Origin of the sequence: Kitasatospora sp. NPDC096128 (assembly GCF_040303105.1) — a bacterium.
Taxonomy (GTDB): domain Bacteria; phylum Actinomycetota; class Actinomycetes; order Streptomycetales; family Streptomycetaceae; genus Kitasatospora.
Genome location: NZ_JBEOSP010000062.1, coordinates 20,058 through 38,430, shown reverse-complemented (window position 1 = coordinate 38,430; position 18,373 = coordinate 20,058). Strand labels below are relative to the sequence as shown.

The window sequence follows — 18,373 nt, the reverse complement described above, 5'->3', positions numbered from 1 at the left end:
ACCCCACCCTCGCAGCACGGGGCCCGCAGCACCGGGCCGGCAAAACCCGAGAAGAGACAGGCAGATGTGCCGGGGCGACGCCGTGTGCCGGGCCGTCCAGGTGGTGGCACGACCCGGCTCGGGCAGGGCTGCGGTCAGCGGGCGCCGAGGAGGTGCTCCAGGGCGAGCTGGTCCAGCTGCTCGAAGGCCATGCCGCGCACGGCGGCGGCGTTCACGTCGAACTCCTCGAAGGCGGAGCGGTCCGCGAGCAGCCCGGCCAGGCCGTCCCCGGCCGTGGGCAGGGCCAGTTCGGGCAGGCGGGAGGCGGCGAGCGCGGCCTGCACCTCCGGGTCGGCGCGGAAGGCACGGGAGCGCTCGGCCAGCAGCAGGTAGTTGCGCATGCAGCCGGCCGCGGAGGCCCAGACGCCGTCGAAGTCCTCGGTGCGCGGCGGCTTGAAGTCGAAGTGCCGGGGGCCGTCATAGCCGGCCGACTCCAACAGGTCGACCAGCCAGAAGGCCTGCCGCAGGTCACCCGCGCCGAAACGCAGGTCCTGGTCGTACTTGATGCCGGACTGGCCGTTGAGGTCGATGTGGAACAGCTTGCCGTGCCACAGGGCCTGGGCGATGCCGTGCGGGAAGTTGAGCCCGGCCATCTGCTCGTGGCCGACCTCCGGGTTGAGGCCGACCCGCTCGGGGCGCTCCAACTCGTTGATGAACGCCAGGGCGTGGCCGACGGTGGGGAGCAGGATGTCGCCGCGCGGCTCGTTGGGCTTGGGCTCGATCGCGAAGCGCAGGTCGTAGCCCTGCTGCTCGACGTACTCGCCGAGCAGGTCGAAGGCCTCCTTCAGCCGGTCGAGGGCGGTGCGCACGTCCTTGGCCGCGCCGGACTCGGCGCCCTCGCGCCCGCCCCAGGCGACGTAGACCGAGGCGCCGAGCTCGGCGGCCAGGTCGATGTTGCGGATGGTCTTGCGCAGCGCGTAGCGGCGCACGTCGCGGTCGTTGGCGGTGAAGGCGCCGTCCTTGAAGACCGGGTGGGTGAACAGGTTGGTGGTCGCCATCGGGACCTTCAGCCCGGCGGCGTCCAGTGCGGCGCGGAAGCGCTTGACGGTCTCCTCGCGGGTGGCGTCGCCCGCGCCGAAGGGGATCAGGTCGTCGTCGTGGAAGGTGACGCCGTAGGCGCCGAGTTCGGCCAGTCGCTGCACGGTCTCGACCGGGTCGAGAGCGGGGCGGGTCGCGTCGCCGAAGGGGTCGCGCCCCTGCCAGCCGACGGTCCACAGGCCGAAGGTGAACTTGTGCGCGGGGGTGGGGGCGAGCTGGTCGCTGGACATGGAGCGGCTCCGGATCGGATCCAGGGGGTGTTTGTCAGGGCTCTCAACAAATTAGTATGCCGGAACGTCAGAAGGAACCCCTCCGGAGGAACGCATGGCTGAGCAACGTGTCGTGATCGGCTTCGACAGCTCGACCCAGTCCACCAAGGCCCTCGCCGTCGACCTCGACACCGGCACCGTCCTGGGCCAGGGACGCGCCTCGCACACCGTCAGCACCGGCGCCGGCCGCGAGAGCGACCCCGAGCAGTGGTGGCGGGCGCTCGGCGAGGCCGCGGCGGCGACGGGCTGGGCGGACCGCGCGGCCGCCGTCTCCATCGGCGGCCAGCAGCACGGACTGGTCACCCTCGACGCCTCCGGGGCGCCGGTCCGCCCGGCGCTGCTCTGGAACGACGTCCGGTCCGCGCCCCAGGCCGCCGCACTCCAGGCCGAGATCGGCGCGGCGGAACTCGCCCGCCGCACCGGCAGCGTCCCCACCGCCGCCTTCACCGCGCCCAAGTGGGCCTGGCTGCGCGCCAACGAGCCCGCCGCCGCCGAACGCGTCGCCGCCGTCCGGCTGCCGCATGACTTCCTGACCGAGCGGCTGACCGGGGAGGCGGTCACCGACCGGGGCGACGCCTCGGGAACCGGCTGGTGGGGGCCGGACGGCTATGACAAGGACGTCCTCGACCGGATCGGCCTCGACCCGGCCCTGCTGCCGCAGGTCCTGGCGCCGGGCACCCGGGCCGGTGCGGTCCGCCCGGGCACGGCGCTGCGCGAAGGGACGCCGGTGGCTACCGGCACCGGCGACAACATGGCCGCCGCCCTCGGGCTCGGCCTGCTCCCCGGGCAGCCGGTGCTCAGCCTCGGCACCTCGGGCACCGTCTACGCCGTCGGCCGCACCCGGCCCGCCGACCCGACCGGCACCGTCGCCGGCTTCGCCGACGCCCTCGGCGGCTGGCTGCCGCTCGCCTGCACGCTCAACTGCACCGTCGCCGTCGACCGCTTCGCCGTACTGCTCGGACGCGGCCGCGAGGAGGTCGAGGACGGCGGCACCGCGGTCGTCCTGCCCTACCTGGACGGCGAGCGCACCCCGGACCTCCCGGGCGCCTCCGGCCTGATCCACGGGCTGCGCCACGACACCACCCCGGGCCAGCTGCTCCAGGCCGCCTACGACGGCGCCGCCCACGCCCTGCTCGCCGCCCTGGACGGCGTGCTGCGCGCGGGCGGCGCGGACCCGGCGGGCGACGGCCCGCTGCTGCTGATCGGCGGCGGCGCCCGCGGGCGGGCCTGGCAGCAAACCGTCCTGCGGCTCTCCGGCCGGGCGGTCCAGGTGCCGGCCGCACAGGAACTGGTCGCGCTCGGCGCCGCCGCCCAAGCGGCCGCGCTGCTCACCGGGGAGCCGGCCGACGCGGTGGCCCGCCGCTGGCGGACGGCCCACGGGCCGGTGCTGGAAGCGGTCGAGAAGGACCAGGAGGCACTGATCCGGATCGGCGATACCCTGCGTCGGGCCGGGGCCTTGCAGGGTGCCCCGGCCGGGGAGCGGTAGGAGGAGCAGCGCGTGACGGTGGTCGGCAAGGTGAACGGGAGTGCCTCGATCGGGCCCGCGTCGCAACAGGACATGCGGCGGCAGAACCTCGCGGTGGTCCTCGGGGCGGTGGCCGCGCACAGCCCGCTCTCCCGCGCGGACGTCTCCGGACGCGTCGGGCTGACCAGGGCGGCCGTCTCCTCGCTGGTCGACGAGCTGATCGCGCGCGGCATGGTCACCGAGGCGGCCGCCACGGCCAGCGGCCGCCCGGGCCGACCCGGACGGGCGCTGGCCGTGAACGACGCGGGCCCGGCGGGCCTCGGCCTGGAGATCGGTGTCGGCCACCTCGGCGCGTGCGTGGTGGACCTGCGGGGCGAGCCGCGGGTGTGGCGACGGGAGGAACGGGCCAACGCGGGCCGGCCGGCCGGGGAGGTGCTGGCGGAGACCGCCGCGCTGGCCGCCGAGGTGCAGGCCGAGGCCGCGGCCCTCGGGCTGCGCGTCGAGGGCCGCGTTCTGGCCGTGCCCGGGGTGGTGCCGAACGACCCAGGCGGCCTGGTCGAGCGCGCGCCGAACCTCGGCTGGCGCGGTGTCCGGCTCGCCGACCACTGGCCGGACGCGGACACCGTGCCCGCGCCCGAGAACGAGGCCAACCTGGGCGCGCTGGCCGAGTACTGGAGCACCGGGCAGCACCCGGAGACCTTCGTACACGTGTCCGCCGAGACCGGGATCGGCGCCGCCCTGGTCATCGACGGGGGGCTGTTCCGGGGCGCCCGGGGCTTCGCCGGCGAACTCGGCCACCTCCCGGTGCACCCGGACGGCCCGGAGTGCGCCTGCGGTGCCCGCGGCTGCCTGGAGCAGTACGCGGGCGAGACGGCCGTGCTGCGCGAGTCCGGCCTCGCGCAGCACCACCCGGGCGACGTCGTCGCCCTGCTGGCCGAACGGGCGGGCGCCGGGCACGCGCCGACCCTGGCGGCGCTGGACCGCGCGGGGCGTGCCCTGGGCCTGGCCCTCACCTCCGCCGTCGACCTCATGGATCCGGACGCCCTCGTCCTCGGCGGTGCCTACGCCGAACTCGCCGACTGGCTGCTGCCGGCCGTGCGCACCGAGCTGGCCGCCCGGGTCACCGTGCGGCCCTGGGCCCCGGAGGCGCTGCGCCCCTCCGCCCTGGGGCGGCGCGGACCGCTGCTGGGCGCGGCGCTGACGACGGTCCGCCGGATCATGGCGGACCCGACCCTGCTGCCCGTCGGCTGACGGCCCCGGGCCGTTCGTCGGACTCCCTTCGCCGGACTTCCTTCGTCGGACTGCCCTTCGTCGGACTCCCGGCTGCGGGAGTCCGACGGCGGCCTACTGGGCGATGAAGGACCACTGGAGGTTGGGGCTGCCGTTCCACCCCCACTGCTTGGTGACGGAGCCGTCGGTGGCCTGGCCCCCGCCGTCCAGGACCAGGCCCGTGGTGCGGTTGGCGATGCTGTACAGGCCGTTGCCCCGGTCGGTGATCTGCCACTGCTGGTTGGTGCCGCCGTTCCAGGGAGCCTGCTGCGCGGGTGCCCCGGCGGAGGTGGCGCCCCAGCCGTCGGCGACCATCCCGTTGGTGCGGTTGACCAGCTTGTAGTAGCCGTTGCCGAGGTCGACCGCCTGCCACTGGAGGTTGGGGCTGCCGTTCCAGGTCCACTGCTTGAGGTTGCTGCCCGAGGCGACGTTGCCGCCGCTGTCCAGGGCCAGGCCGTCGGTGACGTTGCTGATCCGGAAGTAGGAGGCCGGGTTGAAGATCACCTTCAGCGAGGTGATGGCGTCGTTGTTGCCGGTGTTGCGCAGGTCGGGATTGTCCGCGCCGAAGGTCCACGCCGTCCCGGTGAAGTTGTCGCCGGAGTAGCCGATCACCTGGTAGCCGGCCGGAACCCGCAGGGACGAGATGGTCTGCGGCGCCAGCCCCGCGCTCTGCAACTGGGCGGCCGTGTAGCCGCCCAGCACCAGTGCGGCCGCCGTGCCCGCGTACGAGATGTCGCTGTACGCGGTGGCCACGCCGGTGCCCCCGGGCCGGAGGACGGGAATCTGACCGGAGAAGGTGAACTTCAGGACGTAGGCGAGGGCACCGAAAGGGGCCGAGGACGACGGCAGCGTGATGTGCAGGCCGTCGCTCGCCTGGGTCGGGGTGGGCAGGCTGGTGTACGTGCCCGCGGTCGCGTCGAGCAGCTGGACCGAGGTCAGGGAGCCGAGGTCGATGCGGCCGCTCGCCAGGGTGCTGATGGTCGTGGAACTCCCGGGCCAGCCGAGGACCGTGGCGTACAGGACGGTGCCGTCCTTGCTGCGGGTGAACCGGAAGTCCCTGTTCGTGCCCGCCACGGGGGTGGTGAAGGAGCCGCCGCCCATCTTGGTGGGCCCCTCCCCGTAGACCGTCCACGCGCGGGTGGCGTACACGGACTCGCCGAACCGGTGGAGGTGGTCGCCGATGCCCAGCAGGACGTCCTTCTGACCCTGGGGAATCGTCCCGTCCGCCATGGGGGCGATGTTGAGCAGCATGTTGCCGTTCTTGCTGACCCGGTCGATCAGCGCGTGCAGCATCTGCTGGGTGGAGTAGTAGCCGATGCCGACGGTGTAGCACCAGCTGGAGCTGCTGATGCTGTCGTCGGTCAGCCAGTACGGGTCGGCGATGTCGCCCGGGCCGCCGCGTTCGTAGTCGAAGACCTCGCCGAGGTTGTCGTAACCGTCCTTGTAGGTGGCCACGACCTCCCGGCCCCAGCCCAGGGCCTGGTTGTAGTAGTACGAGAGGAAGTTCAGGCGCTGCGTCTCGTCGACCTTGGAGAGGTCGAAGTCCTCCCACAGGATGTCCGGTTGGGCCAGGTCGATGACTTCCTTGAGCTTGTCGTACCAGAGCTGGTTCTCCGCCGTGGTGCCCAGCTGGCCGAAGAGCTTCTGCAGGCTCGCGGTCGGCTGCGCCGGCGCGTGGTCGTAGTAGCCGTTGAAGTTGTAGGCGTGGTGCATCGCCACCAGCAGCTTCAGGCCCTTGCCCCGGATCGCATCGCGGAAGATCTGCAGGAGGTTCAGCTTCGGTCCCCGCTGCACCGAGTTCCACTCGTTGACCGTGCTGTTCCACATCGAGAAGCCGTCGTGGTGCTCCGCCACCGGCCCGGCGAACCGGGCGCCGGCGTCCACGAAGAGCTGGGCCCAGGCGTCCGGGTCGAAGTTCCCGCCCTGGGAGGCCGGCTTGGGCGAGAACTGCACCCAGTTGCCGGCCTTGTCGCGGGCCCCGTCGAGGAAGTTGTTGTAGGGCCAGACCGACGGGTCCCCGTAGGTGGCGATGTGATGGTTGTTCACATCGCTTCCGCCGATGTACATATTCCGCGGGTACCACTCGCTGCCGTACGCCGGGACGCTGAAGGCGCCCCAGTGGAAGTAGATCCCGAACTTGGCGTCCTGGAACCACTCCGGCGCCGGCGGGTGCTGGTCCACCGAGGCCCAGGTGGGCGAGTAGGACGACGGAGCCGCGAGCGCCCTCGTCGTACCGAGCGTCAGATTCGCCGTCGCGGCGGCAACGATGCCGGCGGCACTCGACAGGAAGACACGTCTGTTGATCGCCATGGCTGGATCCTTCGTCGTTGGGTGGGTGACGTTCCGGGCCGCGACACCGAAGCCCGGGCAGCGCGTGCCGTGCGGCTCGACACGGCCTGCCGCGGGCGAGGCGTGGAAATGTGAGCGATAACAGAAGCGGCCCAGCCGATTCTGGCAGCCTCGTGACGACTGTCAAGGCATCGGACAGCGTGAGCTGCTTGCCAGCAATACATGGGATGTCTCTACGGGCGCATGACAGGGCCGCTGACCTGGTATCTGGGCTGTTTCAAGCGATCTGGGGCGTGACCTGACGACCTGTCGCCTCCGGGCCGAGTTGGATGACCGCTCGGCATACATAGGATGTTTGCTGGCAAGGGGTCGTGATATCTCTACGGGGCGCACTCGCTGGGCGGCCCGGCGCAGCGGCCGGCCGTCCTCGACCACGCAGCGGGCCAGACGCAGCCGTCCGGTCTCGGTCGGCGGTGCGTTACGGAGTGACATGAGGGCCTTCTGGTCGCCGGGTGGATGTCGCATCCACACCGGGCCAGAAGGCCCTCACTCATTTCAAGATCACCCGGCCGTGGGCCCTGTCGCCAACCTCCATGGTCAGTACACCTAGCCGAACAGGCGCCGCTGGATCTCCCGGCGGTAGTCCTCCAGCGTCCGGTCGAGGTGTGCTGCCGTGGCCGTGGCGGCCTCGTCGGGCCGGCCGTCACGGATGGCCCGGTAGATCGCCTCGTGCTCCTCGACCGCCGCCTGGGTCCCTTCGCTGAGCACGTCGTGGATGCCGATGGCACTGGACTGGCGCTGCAGCCTGCGGGCGTCCCGCACGGCGCTGAGCAGGAAGGTGTTGTGGGCGGCAGTGGCCACGGCCGTGTGGAAGTCGTCGTCCGCCTGGTTGAAGACGTCGACCTGGCCGTGGGCGGCTCCGTGTCGGCACTGCTGCATGGCGACCTCGATGGTGCGCAGTTCGGCGGGGGTGGCCCGAGTGGCGGCGAGACTGCTGGCGGCCATCTCCTGGACCTTGCGGAACTCGAACAGCATCAGGACGTGGTCCAGGTCGACGGGACGGAAGAAACCGCCCCAGCGGCTGGTGATGAGCATGCCCTCGTCGTCCGCGACGAACAGGCCGCGCCCCTTGTGCGCCCGGACGCGGCCGAGCGCGGAGAGGATCTTCACGGCCTCCCGGACCACGGCCCTGCTGGTGTTCAGCGTCTTGGCCAGATCGTGTTCCGTGGGGAGCCGGTCGCCCGCCACCAGGCGTGCCTCGGCGATGTACTCGAGGATCTGCTCCGACACGATCTCGTATCCCGGCCGGTAGTCCCGCCGCTCCTCGCCCGGACCGTTCGGCGCCGCCCCGGGGGTGGGGGAGGCCTGCGCGGGCAGCGCGGTCTGAGGCGTGGGCGTGTCGTTCATCTGTCCTGCCTTCGGGGTGGGCGCGAGACGAGGCTGGGTGTCGGCGAGCTGACTCAGCTTACCGCAGGCGGCAATGAGTCCTACTCATTCCGTCGAGCTTCATGGCCGCGAATTGACGCACAAAAGCAGACAAGTGCCCGGAAAAGCGTCACCACCGCCGCACATGGCCCGGCAAGCGGCCCGGAATCAGTCCGAGTAAGACTGTGTGAACTCTTGACGACCCGTTCGATAGGGCGGCTAATTGTCTCCCAGGGCGGCAGTGGAACGGCGGCCCTTCGGTATCCGACGCCGGACCGGGACGGTCCGGCGTTGCCCTCCCCCCACCTCCCGATCAGTTCGGGGCCTCTGCAGTGGAGTCGATGATGACCGTCAACAAGCCTCCGGCCGGCCGGGAAGCAGTGTCCGGCAAGAGACGAGCGGTGCTGCTCGCCGCCTGCGCGGCGACCCTGGTGATGACCGTGGCCGCCTGTAGCAGTGGCGGCTCCTCCGGAAAGACCACCAAGGACGGCTTCGCCCAGGCGGCGCAGTCCGACGGCACCCTGACCGTCTGGGTCGACGCGACCAGGGTGGCCGCCGCGAAGCAGTACCAGGCGCTGCACCCGGAGGTGAAGCTGGACATCGTCTCCTACGACGGCGACGCCAACGGCTCGAACTACCTCCAGACCAAGGTCCAGCTCTTCAACCGGACCGGCAAGGGCTGGCCCGACGTCGTGTTCAGCTCCCAGAACAACGAGGCGACCTGGGCGGTCGACGCCGGCTTCGCGGCGCCGCTCGACAAGGGCCTGATCCCGGCGGACACCCTGAAGGGCTTCGCCAAGGGCGCCAACGACGTCTGTACGGTCAACGGCACCGTCTACTGCCTGCGCAACGACCTCTCGCAGACCGTGCTCTGGTACAACGCGCCGCTGATGCAGCAGTTCGGCTACACCGTCCCGAAGACCTGGGAGGAGTACCGGACGCTGGGCGAGAAGGTGGCCGCCGAGCACCCCGGCTACCTGGTGGGCGACGCCGGGGACTCCTTCGCCCCCGAGATCTACCTCTGGGCGAGCAAGTGCGGGGCCAACCACATCACCGGCCCCAAGGCGGTCTCGGTGAACACCACGGGCGAGGACTGCACCAGGATGGCCACGCTCCTGGACGGCCTGATCAAGAACAAGTCCATGTCCATCAGCGGGGTCTTCAGCACCGACTTCGCCAAGAACGAGGCCGACAAGGTCCTGCTCATGCCCGGCCCGGCGTGGTTCGGCGGCGCGGTGTTCCGGGACACGCTCAAGGTGCCGGAGAAGACGATCGGCGTGGCCCCGATGCCCCAGTGGCAGGGCGACGCCGAGCCGGCCACCGGCAACGTCGGCGGCGGCACCTGGCTGGTGTCGCAGCACTCCACCCACCTCAGGGCGGCCACCGACTTCCTCACGTGGGTCACCACCGACAACGCCTACCAGGCCCAGAAGTCCCCGGGCTTCCCGGCCTACGCGCCCGCCGCCGAGGAGTGGCTCAAGGCGCAGGCGGCCGCCGGGTACTACGCCGGCGACCTCGGCGCCCTCAAGGACGCCTCCTCCCAGGTGTGGTCGGGCTGGGGCTCGGGCCAGTTCAGCCAGGAAGCGGTCTGGGCCGCCACGGTCAAGCCCGGTCTGACCCAGGGGCAGACCGTCACCTCCCTGCTGCCCGCCTGGCAGGACTCGATCGTCAAGCACGCCCAGTCGTTCGGATACAAGGTCTCGCAGTGACCCTCGACTCCTCCACGGTCGGCTCCCGCCGGCGCCGCAGCGGCGCCCGCGGGAGCCGGGCCGGCCTGGCCTTCGTCGCCGGCTACGCGCTGCTGCTGGTCGCCTTCGGCGTCCTCCCGACCGGCTACGCGATCTACTTCGCCTTCACCGACGCCGGGGGCTCGTTCACCGGGCTCGCCAACTTCGTCTCCACGGCGCAGGACTTCCGCTTCGTGGACGCGATCGGCCACGTGGCGCTCTACCTGCTGTTCTGGCTGGTCTCGCTGGTGGTGTTCGTGGTGGGGCTGGCGCTGCTGCTGCACCGCCTCTCCTCGGGGTCGATCAGCCGCACGCTCCGCTTCCTCTACTACATCCCCGGGGCGCTCGCGGGCGCCGCGAGCGTGCTGGTGTGGCTGTTCATGCTCGATCCGACGGTGAGTCCGGTCGGTTCGCTGCTGGGCATGCTGGGCTTCGACACCTTCGGCGAGGTCATCGCGCCCGGCAACCTCCCCGTGCTGTTCACCGCGATCGCCTTCTGGACCGGGGCCGGCGGCTGGATCGTCGTCATGTACGGCGCGCTCAACAACATCCCGCACGACGTCCTGGAAGCCGCGCGGATCGACGGTGCCGGTGCCTGGCAGACCGCCTGGCACGTGCAGATCCCCATGCTCCGCAAGTGGATCGTCTACATGGTGATCCTGGCCTTCGCGGGCGGCGCGCAGCTCTTCGTCGAGCCGCAGCTGCTCTCCCTCGCCAGTGTGGGCGTGGCCGGACGCGACTACTCGCTCAACCAGCTGACCTACGACTTCGCCTTCCAGATGAACAACGTCAACGGCGCGGCGGCGGTCTCGATGGAGCTCCTGGTCGTCAGCGTGACGGCCGCCGGCTTCTTCGTCGCACGGTCGGGGTTCTTCGATGCCGACTGAGACCCCTGCCACCGCGGTCGCGGCCGCACCGCGCGAGGAACGGGAACCACGTGTCATGACCCGAGCTCCACACCGGGCGTCCCGGCAGAGTCACCAGCCCGTACGGAACGCGTCGTACCGGCTGCTGACCGGCTCCGTCCTGGCGGTCTTCGCCGTGTTCTTCGTGCTGCCGGTGCTCTGGCTCGTCCTCGCGGCGACCAAGACCGACCAGCAACTGGTCCACGACAACCCGCTCTCCTTCGGCTCCTGGGACGCCCTCCTGGCCAACTGGGACGCCCTGAAGGGCTTCCAGGACGGCGCGATCCTGCAGTGGCTCGGCAACTCCGCCCTGTACGCGGTGATCTCCCTGGTCATCACCCTCTGCGTGTCGGTGCCGGCGGGGTACGCGCTGGCCATGACCGAGTTCCGCGGCCGGCGCCTGCTGCTGGTCTCGACCCTGGTCGTGATGCTGATGCCGAGCGCCACCCTGGTCGTGCCGCTGTTCCTGGAGGTCAACGCGGCGCACCTGATCGGCACCATGTGGTCGATCATCCTGCCGTACGCGTTCTACCCGTTCGGCGTGTACCTCACGTACATCTACTTCACCACCGCCGTGCCGAAGGACCTGCTGGCGGCCGCACGGATGGACGGCTGCTCGGAACTGGGCGTCTTCCGCCACATCGCCCTGCCGCTGGCGACGCCGGTCATCGCGCTCGTGGGCTTCTTCAGCTTCGTCGCCAACTGGACCAACTACTTCCTGCCGTACGTGATGCTGCCCCAGGACGACCAGATGCCGGTCCAGGTCGGCGTCGGCAACCTGCTCAGCAGCGTGCCGCAGTTCAACCCGACCGCCGGTTCGCTCGCCGTCGAGCGCCCGCAGCTGGCCCTCGCGACCCTGGTCGCCATCACCCCGGTCCTGGTCGTCTTCCTCTTCGCCCAGCGCTTCCTGGTCAGCGGGATGCTCGCCGGAGCCACCAAGGAATGACACCCGTGCCGTCACCCCGATCGGAGATCCTCCCCATGCCCCCCAGCTCCACCGACCCCTCCCCGGGCGAGGACGTCACGGGTTCCCCGGCCGAGATCCGGGCCTCGGTGCCGCTGCTCGAACCGCCCGGCTGGGCGCCGGCGCAGCGCGAGCTGTTCGACCTGCTCGACCACGGCTGGCGCCGCTTCGCCCGCGAGTTCACCGGCCCCGACGGCCGGCTGAACTACCACGGCCGGCTGACCACCCGTGACGGTGTGGACGACTTCTACGAGGTCTTCTTCAACTGGCCGCAGCTGTACCTGCTGGGCGGGGCCGACGACCTCCTGGACGCCAGCGGCAGGCACTGGGAGGGCGTCACCGCGCACCTCACCGAACTGGGCATGCTCCAGGGCGAGTACGAGCGCGGCTACGACTGGTTCCACCAGGGCGAGAGCCTGCTGCTGCTCTACTTCCTGTGCATGGCCGACCCCGACCGCTGGTCCGAGCGCGCCCTGCGCTTCGCCGAGCTGTACGTCGACCCGGGCCACGGCAACTACGACCCCGCGCACCGGATCATCACCCGCCCGCACAACGGCAGCGACCCGGACCGCCGGGGCGTGAGCGACGGCGACGTCTACCCGTGGCTGCAGAAGGAAGCGGACACCTACGGCTACCCGCTCGAATGGCTCCCCGAGGCGCAGGACGGCCCGTACCCGCTCTCGGCGGACCCGCGGCTCGGCGCCCAGATGCGCGAGCGGATCGGCGTCGGCGACACCGCGGTCAACCTCGCCGCGGCCGGCCTGGTCCTCAACGCCTGGGTGCTGACCGGCGAGCAGCGCTACCGTGACTGGATCGTCGAGTACGTCGGGGCCTGGCGGGAGCGCACGGAGGCGAACGGCGGACTCATCCCGGACAATGTCAGCCCGGACGGCGTCGTCGGAGGCCTGCTCGAAGGACGCTGGTACGGCGGCCACTACGGCTGGTCCTGGCCGCACGGCTGGCACAGCGTGGGCCACGCGGCCTGCGTGGCGGCGCTGGCCGCCGCGGTGAGCACCGGGGAGGACGACTACCTCTCGATGGTCGGGACCTCGCTCGACGACATCATCTCCCGGGCCAAGCTGATGCCCTTCACCGAGGCGGACTCCAGCCTCCGGTCCAAGTGGGCGGTCGAACTCGCCTCGGACGCCGACAAGCCGGCGCTCCACCTCCCGTTCCGGCACAACGACTCGGGCTGGTTCGACTACAACCCGGTCACCCTGGCGGTGCCGATGGCGCTGTGGCACCACACCGCCTCCGAGGTCGACCGCGCCCGGATAGAGCGGCTGCGCGAGGCGGACGGCCTCGACTGGCGCACGGTGCGGTCGTTCCGCGCCAAGGAGGAGTCCGGGCACGAGAAGGCGTGGTTCGCCTTCCTCGCCGGTGACGACCCGGACTACCCCGAGCGGATCCTCGCCGCCGCCCAGGCGCAGGTCCGCCACCGCCTGCGGCGGATGGAGCGCTACCGTGACCTGGAGGTGGAGGAGGCCGACATCCACGTGTGGCAGCAGTGCAACCCGGTCGCCACCGAGGCCCTCGTCCAGCTGACCTGGGGCGGCCCCCAGGTGCTCTACAACGGCGGCCTCCAGCAGGCCCGGCTGCGCTACCACGACGCCCGGGTTCGGCGCGCAGGGCTGCCGCAGGACGTGGCCGCCCTGGTCACCTCCATCGATCCCGAGGCGACCACTGTCGAGCTGGTGAACCTCTCGCCAGACAAAGATCGGACGATTATCATTCAGGCGGGCGCATTCGCCGAGCACACGATCGCCTCGGCCCGGTATACGACCTGTCCGGACGAGGGCTGGATCGGCGACATGTACGACTACGGCCACACCGAGCCGGTGGTCGGCGAGTCGGAGACAGCCTGCGAAGGCGCCTACCTGACGGTGCAGTTGCCCGCGTCCACCCGGATCCGGCTGACGCTCCGGCTGGAGCTCCGCACCCGCACCCCCAGCTATCGTTCGCCGTTCGGCGCCTCGGCCTGCGCGAACGTCGAAACATCGGAGGAATCCTCATGAAGCGCTTCGCCCAGACCATCAGGCTTCGGCCCGAGCACCGGGAGGAGTACCTGAAACTCCACTCCGCCGTCTGGCCCGGGGTCGAGGCGGCGCTGCACCGGGCGAAGATCCGCAACTACAGCATCCACCGCCACCACGACGTGCTGTTCGCGTACTTCGAGTACCACGGCGAGGACTTCGAGGCCGACATCGCGGAGCTGGAGGCCGACCCGGTGACCCAGGAGTGGTGGAAGCTCACCGACCCCTGCCAGGAGCCCTTCCCCGACCGTGGCGACTCCCGCCAGTGGACCGAACTCACCGAGGTCTGGCACCTGAGCGAACCCGGCGGCCACACCGCCGACTGAGCCGCCCACGCCGGACCCACCCCCACCGGAGCCCCCGTGACCACCAGCCGGCCCCCCGCGCTCATCGACGCCCACCACCACCTGTGGGACCTCGTCCAGCGCCCGCAACCCTGGCTCGACGAGCCCGGCCTGACACCGATCCGCCGCACCTTCACCCCCGGCGACCTGCGCGCCACCGCCACCGGCACGGTGGCGGGCCGCCGGCTCGACCGCACGGTGGTCGTGCAGTGCGTGCCGGACGTCCCGGAGACCGAGGACCTGCTCGAACTCGCCGCCCGGGAGCCGCTGATCGCGGCCGTGGTCGGCTGGGCGGACCTCACGTCCCCCTCCGTGGGCGACGACATCGACCGGCTGCTCGCCGGCCCGGGCGGCGGCCACCTCCGCTCCCTGCGCCACCTGGTCCAGGGCGAAACGGACCCCGAGTGGCTGCAACGCCCCGAGGTCGAAAGCGGGTTGAGGGCGGTGCGGGACCGCGGTCTCGGCTACGACGTGCTCGTCCGCAGCCACCAGCTCGACCAGGCGAGCCGACTGGCCGAGCGCCTCCCGGACCTGCCGCTGGTGCTCGACCACGCGGGCAAGCCGGACATCGCCCGCGGCGAACTGGGGGAGTGGGAGCAGCGGTTGCGGCGGCTCGCCGCGCACCCGCAGGTGGCCTGCAAGGTGTCGGGACTGATCACCGAGGCCGACCACCAGGCCTGGACCATCGCCGACATCCGGCCGGTCTGGGACGTCCTGCTGAGCGCCTTCGGCGCCGACCGGCTGATGTTCGGCTCGGACTGGCCGGTGGCGAACCTCGCGGGCGGCTGGAACCGCTGGGCCGAAACCGTGGACGAACTGCTCGACGGCTGCTCCGCCGCCGAGACCTCGGCGATCCTCGCAGGCACCGCGACCGCCTTCTACCGCCTCACCCCCCACTCGTGACCCGCACCGACGAGACCCTTGGGATCACCATGACGCTTGCTGTTCGGTACACGGCCGCCCGCACACTGGACACGGCCCCGGTCGCGCCCGCCGAGCCCGGCCCCGGAGAGGTCCTGCTGGCGCCCGCCTACGTCGGGATCTGCGGCACCGACCTCCATATCTTCCACGGCGACATGGACGCCCGCGTCGCCGCGCCGGCCGTCCTGGGCCATGAGATGTCCGGCCGGGTGGTGAAGGTCGGCGCCGGCGTCGAGGGCTGGCGGCCCGGGGACGCGGTGACGGTGATGCCGCTGCGCTGGGACAGCACCTGCTCGGCCTGCCTGAGCGGCTATCAACACGTCTGCCGGCAGCTGGACTTCATCGGCATCGACTCGCCGGGTGCGATGCAGCAGCGCTGGACGGTCCCCGCTTCCACGCTGATCCGGCTGCCGGGCTCGCTCCCGCTGGACCGGGCCGCACTGGTGGAGCCCACCGCGGTGGCCGTGCACGACGTCGGGCGGGCCGAGGTGCGGGCCGGTGAGCGGGTCGTCGTCGTGGGCGGCGGTCCGGTCGGGATCCTGATCGCGCTGGTGGCACGGGCGGCCGGGGCCGAGGTACGGGTGGTGGAGCTGAGCGCCCACCGGCGCAAGCTCGCCGAGGAGTTGGGGCTCACGGTCTGGGACCCGGCGGCCGAGGACGTGCCGGAGGCCGTGCGGCAGTGGTCCGGGGACGCGGGCGCGGACGTCGCCTTCGAGGTGTCCGGCGCGGCGGCCGGGGTCGACACCGCGGTCGAGGTACTCGGGGTGCGGGGCCGGCTGTGCCTGGTGGCGATCCACCCCCGCCCCCGCGAGGTGAATCTGCACCGCTTCTTCTGGCGCGAACTCACCCTGGTGGGCGCGCGGTTGTACGACCGCTCCGACTTCGAGCGGGCGGTCGCGCTGGTCGCCGACGGCACGATCCCGGCCGCGCGGCTGATCAGCAAGGTGGTGCCGCTGACCGAGGCCCCTGCGGCCTTCGAGGCCCTGGAGGGCGGCGGCGACGTGATGAAGATCCTCGTGGACTGCACCGACGGCACCGACGGCACCGACTGCACTGACTGCACCGACGGCACCGACGGCACCGAGGGAGCGACCGCATGAGCGAGCGAAGCGAACTCGCCGACAAGAGGGGTGCCTTCGACCTGACCGGCAGGCTCGCCGTCGTCACGGGCGCCCGGCGCGGCATCGGCCGGGCCATGGCCCGCGCCCTCGCCGAGGCCGGCGCGGACGTCATCGGTGTCAGTGCCAACCTGGAGGAGAGCGACAGCGAGGTCGAGAAGGACGTCCTGGCCGCAGGCCGCTCCTTCGAGGCGGTCCGCGCCGACTTCGCCGACCCGGACGCGGTCCGGGCCCTGGGTGCGGACCTCGCCGGACGCGAGCGGCCGGTGGACATCCTGGTCAACAACGCGGGCACCATCCGCCGCGCGCCGGCCGCCGAACACCCCGACGCCGACTGGGACCTGGTGCTCCAGGTCAACCTGAGTGCGCAGTTCGCGCTGTCCCGCGCGGTGGGCGCGGCGATGGTGGCCCGCGGCCAGGGGAAGATCATCTTCACGGCGTCGCTGCTCAGCTTCCAGGGCGGCATCACCGTGCCCGGCTACACCGCCGCCAAGCACGGCATCGCCGGTCTGACCAAGGCCCTGGCCAACGAGTGGGCGCGCTTCGGCGTGAACGTCAACGCCATCGCGCCCGGCTACATCGCCACCGACAACACCCAGGCGCTCCAGGACGACCCGGTGCGCAGCACGGCGATCCTGGAGCGGATCCCGGCCGGCCGCTGGGGCCGGGCCGAGGACCTGGCGGGCGCCACCGTGTTCCTGGCCTCGGACGCCGCCGGCTATGTCCACGGCACCGTCCTGCCCGTCGACGGCGGATGGCTGGGCCGATGAGCACCGACCTCGCCGCCGTCCTGGACGGCGCCCGCGTCGTACCGGTGCTGGCCGTGCGCGACCCGGCCACCGCCGGCCCGCTGGCCGACGCGCTCGCCGCCGGCGGCGCCCGCTGTGCCGAGGTCACCTTCCGCACCCCGGACGCCGAGCGGGTGCTCAAGGCGATGGCCGGGCACGGCGGCCTGGCCGTCGGCGCCGGCACGGTGCTCACCGCCGAGCAGGCGCACCGTGCGGTGGCGGCCGGGGCCCGGTTCGTCGTCTCGCCCGGATACGACGAGGAAGTCGTCGACGCCTGCCGGGAACTGGCAGTTCCGGTGGTGCCCGGCATCGCGACCGCCACCGAGCTGATGCGCGCCCTGCGGGCCGGACTCGACACCGTCAAGCTCTTCCCCGCCGAGGCCAGTGGCGGCCTGCGCACGCTCCGCGCCCTCGCGGCCCCGTTCCCGTCGGCGCGCTTCGTGCCGACCGGCGGGATCGGCCCCGCCCGACTGGCCGCCTACCTCGCCGACCCGGCCGTCCTCGCCGTCGGCGGCAGCTGGCTGGCGACGCCCGCACACCTGGACGCCGGCGCCTACGCGGAGATCCGGCGCCTGACGGCCGAGGCCGTGGAGGTGGCTGCGCCGTGACCGACGTGGTGGCCCTCGGCGAGGTCATGCTGCGCCTCGACCCGGGGGAGGGGCGGATCAGCACGGCCCGCTCGTTCCGGGTCTGGGAGGGCGGCGGCGAGTACAACGTCGTGCGCGGGCTGCGCCGCTGCTTCGGCCTGCGCACCGCCGTCGTCACCGCACTCGCCGACAACCAGGTGGGGCGGCTGGTCGAGGACCTCATCCTCCAGGGCGGAGTCGACACCTCCCTGATCCGCTGGGTGCCCGACGACGGCATCGGCCGCGGCGCGCGCAACGGCCTGAACTTCGTCGAGCGCGGCTTCGGCATCCGCGGCGCCCTCGGCGTCAGCGACCGCGCGGGCACCGCGGTTTCGCAGCTGCGCAAGGGCGACGTCGACTGGGACGCGGTCCTCTCCTCGGGCCCGCGCTGGTTCCACACCGGCGGAATCTTCGCCGGCCTCTCGGACACCACCGCGGACGTCGCCGAGGAGGCCATGACGGCCGCCCGCCGCCACGGCGTCACCGTCTCCTACGACCCCAACTACCGCCCGAGCCTGTGGGCCGGGCGCGGTGGGCCGGAGCGGGCCCGGGAGACGGACCTGCGCCTGGCCCGGCACGCCGACGTCATCGTCGGCGCCCTGGGCATGGCGGGCAGCCACCCCGGCGCCGAGCGCTTCGGCCCCGATGAGGTGCCGGACGCGCTCGCCTCGGTGGCCGCCCTGCTCCCCGGGGCGCGGGTGCTGGCGACGACCCTGCGCGAGGTCCCCTCGGCCGGGGTCAACGACTGGTCCTCGGCCGCCTGGTCCGCCGAAACGGGTTTCGCCGCCGGCCCCTCGATGCCGGGACTGCACGTCCTGGACCGCATCGGCTCCGGCGACGGCTTCGCCGCCGGCCTGATCCACGGCCTGCTCGCCGGGGCCCCGCTGGAGCGCGCCCTGGCGTACGGCACGGCCCTGGGTGCCCTCGCGATGACGACGCCCGGCGACGTGGTGATGGCCTCGCGCGCCGAGGTCGAGGCCCTGATGGCGGGAGCGTCCGCCGCCGTCCGGCGCTGAGCGGTGTCCCGGCCCGTACCGGCGGGCAGTGGCCCTTGTGCCTCCGCAGGACCGGCCCGCCCGGCGGCCCCGCGCCCACCGTCCCCGGCGGACGGTCGGCGCGGGGCCGCCCTGCGTCGCGGGACACCGGACGGAGT

At 72.2% G+C, this 18,373-nt stretch carries 15 protein-coding genes and 1 pseudogene; 12 read left to right on the top strand and 4 right to left on the bottom strand.

All coding sequences use genetic code 11. The features are described from left to right. Positions 1–134 precede the first annotated feature (134 nt). On the bottom strand, positions 135–1,307 hold the full coding sequence (gene xylA / locus ABTY61_RS38175) for a xylose isomerase (RefSeq protein ID WP_350509806.1): 1,173 nt from the start codon (positions 1,305–1,307) through the stop codon (positions 135–137). Positions 1,308–1,401: 94 nt separating this feature from the next. Between xylA and xylB the strand changes: the two genes are divergently transcribed. Both xylB and ABTY61_RS38165 read left to right on the top strand, forming a co-directional pair. Further along, entirely contained in the window at positions 1,402–2,832 is a 1,431-nt protein-coding gene (gene xylB, locus ABTY61_RS38170; RefSeq protein WP_350509805.1) for a xylulokinase, read from the top strand. A 72-nt stretch (positions 2,833–2,904) separates the two neighbouring features. After that, entirely contained in the window at positions 2,905–4,062 is a 1,158-nt protein-coding gene (locus tag ABTY61_RS38165; RefSeq protein WP_502895502.1) for an ROK family transcriptional regulator, read from the top strand. 93 nt (positions 4,063–4,155) lie between these two features. Here the strand turns inward: ABTY61_RS38165 and ABTY61_RS38160 are convergent, their stop codons facing one another. The 3 genes and pseudogenes from ABTY61_RS38160 to ABTY61_RS38150 form a co-directional block, all read right to left on the bottom strand. Next, entirely contained in the window at positions 4,156–6,390 is a 2,235-nt protein-coding gene (locus ABTY61_RS38160) for an alpha-L-fucosidase (RefSeq protein WP_350509803.1), read from the bottom strand. A 372-nt stretch (positions 6,391–6,762) separates the two neighbouring features. Beyond that, positions 6,763–6,861 (bottom strand): annotated as a pseudogene (locus ABTY61_RS38155) (IS481 family transposase); the annotation flags it as partial. Between the two features lie 114 nt (positions 6,862–6,975). After that, positions 6,976–7,776: a FadR/GntR family transcriptional regulator gene (locus tag ABTY61_RS38150; protein ID WP_350509802.1), complete on the bottom strand. Its 801-nt coding sequence runs from the start codon at positions 7,774–7,776 to the stop codon at positions 6,976–6,978. Between the two features lie 362 nt (positions 7,777–8,138). Between ABTY61_RS38150 and ABTY61_RS38145 the strand changes: the two genes are divergently transcribed. Genes ABTY61_RS38145 through ABTY61_RS38100 form a run of 10 tightly spaced genes read left to right on the top strand, consistent with a single transcriptional unit; the run spans position 8,139 to position 18,236 of the window. Then, positions 8,139–9,503, top strand: coding sequence for an ABC transporter substrate-binding protein (locus ABTY61_RS38145; protein WP_350509801.1), 1,365 nt, complete (start codon positions 8,139–8,141; stop codon positions 9,501–9,503). Then, complete coding sequence (locus ABTY61_RS38140) at positions 9,500–10,408, top strand: carbohydrate ABC transporter permease (RefSeq protein ID WP_350509800.1); 909 nt, start codon at positions 9,500–9,502, stop codon at positions 10,406–10,408. Before ABTY61_RS38145 ends, ABTY61_RS38140 begins: the two co-directional genes overlap by 4 nt. A gap of 55 nt (positions 10,409–10,463) precedes the next feature. After that, positions 10,464–11,372: a carbohydrate ABC transporter permease gene (locus ABTY61_RS38135; protein ID WP_350509799.1), complete on the top strand. Its 909-nt coding sequence runs from the start codon at positions 10,464–10,466 to the stop codon at positions 11,370–11,372. Positions 11,373–11,407: 35 nt separating this feature from the next. Then, the gene (locus ABTY61_RS38130) at positions 11,408–13,405 is read left to right on the top strand and encodes a DUF8034 domain-containing protein (RefSeq protein WP_350509798.1); all 1,998 of its coding nucleotides are present in this window, start codon (positions 11,408–11,410) and stop codon (positions 13,403–13,405) included. Further along, entirely contained in the window at positions 13,402–13,749 is a 348-nt protein-coding gene (locus ABTY61_RS38125) for an L-rhamnose mutarotase (RefSeq protein ID WP_350509797.1), read from the top strand. Before ABTY61_RS38130 ends, ABTY61_RS38125 begins: the two co-directional genes overlap by 4 nt. A gap of 36 nt (positions 13,750–13,785) precedes the next feature. Next, positions 13,786–14,670, top strand: a complete 885-nt coding sequence (locus ABTY61_RS38120; protein ID WP_350509796.1) for an amidohydrolase family protein — start codon at positions 13,786–13,788, stop codon at positions 14,668–14,670. A 29-nt stretch (positions 14,671–14,699) separates the two neighbouring features. Continuing rightward, a complete protein-coding gene (locus tag ABTY61_RS38115; RefSeq protein WP_350509795.1) occupies positions 14,700–15,788 on the top strand; it encodes a zinc-dependent alcohol dehydrogenase in 1,089 nt (362 codons plus the stop codon). Continuing rightward, positions 15,785–16,576: an SDR family oxidoreductase gene (locus tag ABTY61_RS38110; RefSeq protein ID WP_350509794.1), complete on the top strand. Its 792-nt coding sequence runs from the start codon at positions 15,785–15,787 to the stop codon at positions 16,574–16,576. The genes ABTY61_RS38115 and ABTY61_RS38110 overlap by 4 nt, the downstream gene beginning before the upstream one ends. Next, the gene (locus ABTY61_RS38105) at positions 16,573–17,202 is read left to right on the top strand and encodes a bifunctional 4-hydroxy-2-oxoglutarate aldolase/2-dehydro-3-deoxy-phosphogluconate aldolase (RefSeq protein WP_350509793.1); all 630 of its coding nucleotides are present in this window, start codon (positions 16,573–16,575) and stop codon (positions 17,200–17,202) included. Before ABTY61_RS38110 ends, ABTY61_RS38105 begins: the two co-directional genes overlap by 4 nt. Further along, a complete protein-coding gene (locus ABTY61_RS38100) occupies positions 17,199–18,236 on the top strand; it encodes a PfkB family carbohydrate kinase (protein ID WP_350509792.1) in 1,038 nt (345 codons plus the stop codon). Before ABTY61_RS38105 ends, ABTY61_RS38100 begins: the two co-directional genes overlap by 4 nt. Positions 18,237–18,373 lie beyond the last annotated feature (137 nt).

Excerpts from the sequence above, each read along its gene's own strand:
- xylA (WP_350509806.1), bottom strand. The coding sequence starts at position 1,307 with ATGTCCAGCGACCAGCTCGCCCCCACCCCCGCGCACAAGTTCACCTTC.
- ABTY61_RS38160 (WP_350509803.1), bottom strand. The coding sequence starts at position 6,390 with ATGGCGATCAACAGACGTGTCTTCCTGTCGAGTGCCGCCGGCATCGTT.
- ABTY61_RS38115 (WP_350509795.1), top strand. The coding sequence starts at position 14,700 with ATGACGCTTGCTGTTCGGTACACGGCCGCCCGCACACTGGACACGGCC.
- ABTY61_RS38165 (WP_502895502.1), top strand. The coding sequence starts at position 2,905 with ATGCGGCGGCAGAACCTCGCGGTGGTCCTCGGGGCGGTGGCCGCGCAC.
- ABTY61_RS38145 (WP_350509801.1), top strand. The coding sequence starts at position 8,139 with ATGACCGTCAACAAGCCTCCGGCCGGCCGGGAAGCAGTGTCCGGCAAG.
- xylB (WP_350509805.1), top strand. The coding sequence starts at position 1,402 with ATGGCTGAGCAACGTGTCGTGATCGGCTTCGACAGCTCGACCCAGTCC.
- ABTY61_RS38135 (WP_350509799.1), top strand. The coding sequence starts at position 10,464 with ATGACCCGAGCTCCACACCGGGCGTCCCGGCAGAGTCACCAGCCCGTA.
- ABTY61_RS38150 (WP_350509802.1), bottom strand. The coding sequence starts at position 7,776 with ATGAACGACACGCCCACGCCTCAGACCGCGCTGCCCGCGCAGGCCTCC.
- ABTY61_RS38125 (WP_350509797.1), top strand. The coding sequence starts at position 13,402 with ATGAAGCGCTTCGCCCAGACCATCAGGCTTCGGCCCGAGCACCGGGAG.
- ABTY61_RS38105 (WP_350509793.1), top strand. The coding sequence starts at position 16,573 with ATGAGCACCGACCTCGCCGCCGTCCTGGACGGCGCCCGCGTCGTACCG.
- ABTY61_RS38130 (WP_350509798.1), top strand. The coding sequence starts at position 11,408 with ATGCCCCCCAGCTCCACCGACCCCTCCCCGGGCGAGGACGTCACGGGT.
- ABTY61_RS38110 (WP_350509794.1), top strand. The coding sequence starts at position 15,785 with ATGAGCGAGCGAAGCGAACTCGCCGACAAGAGGGGTGCCTTCGACCTG.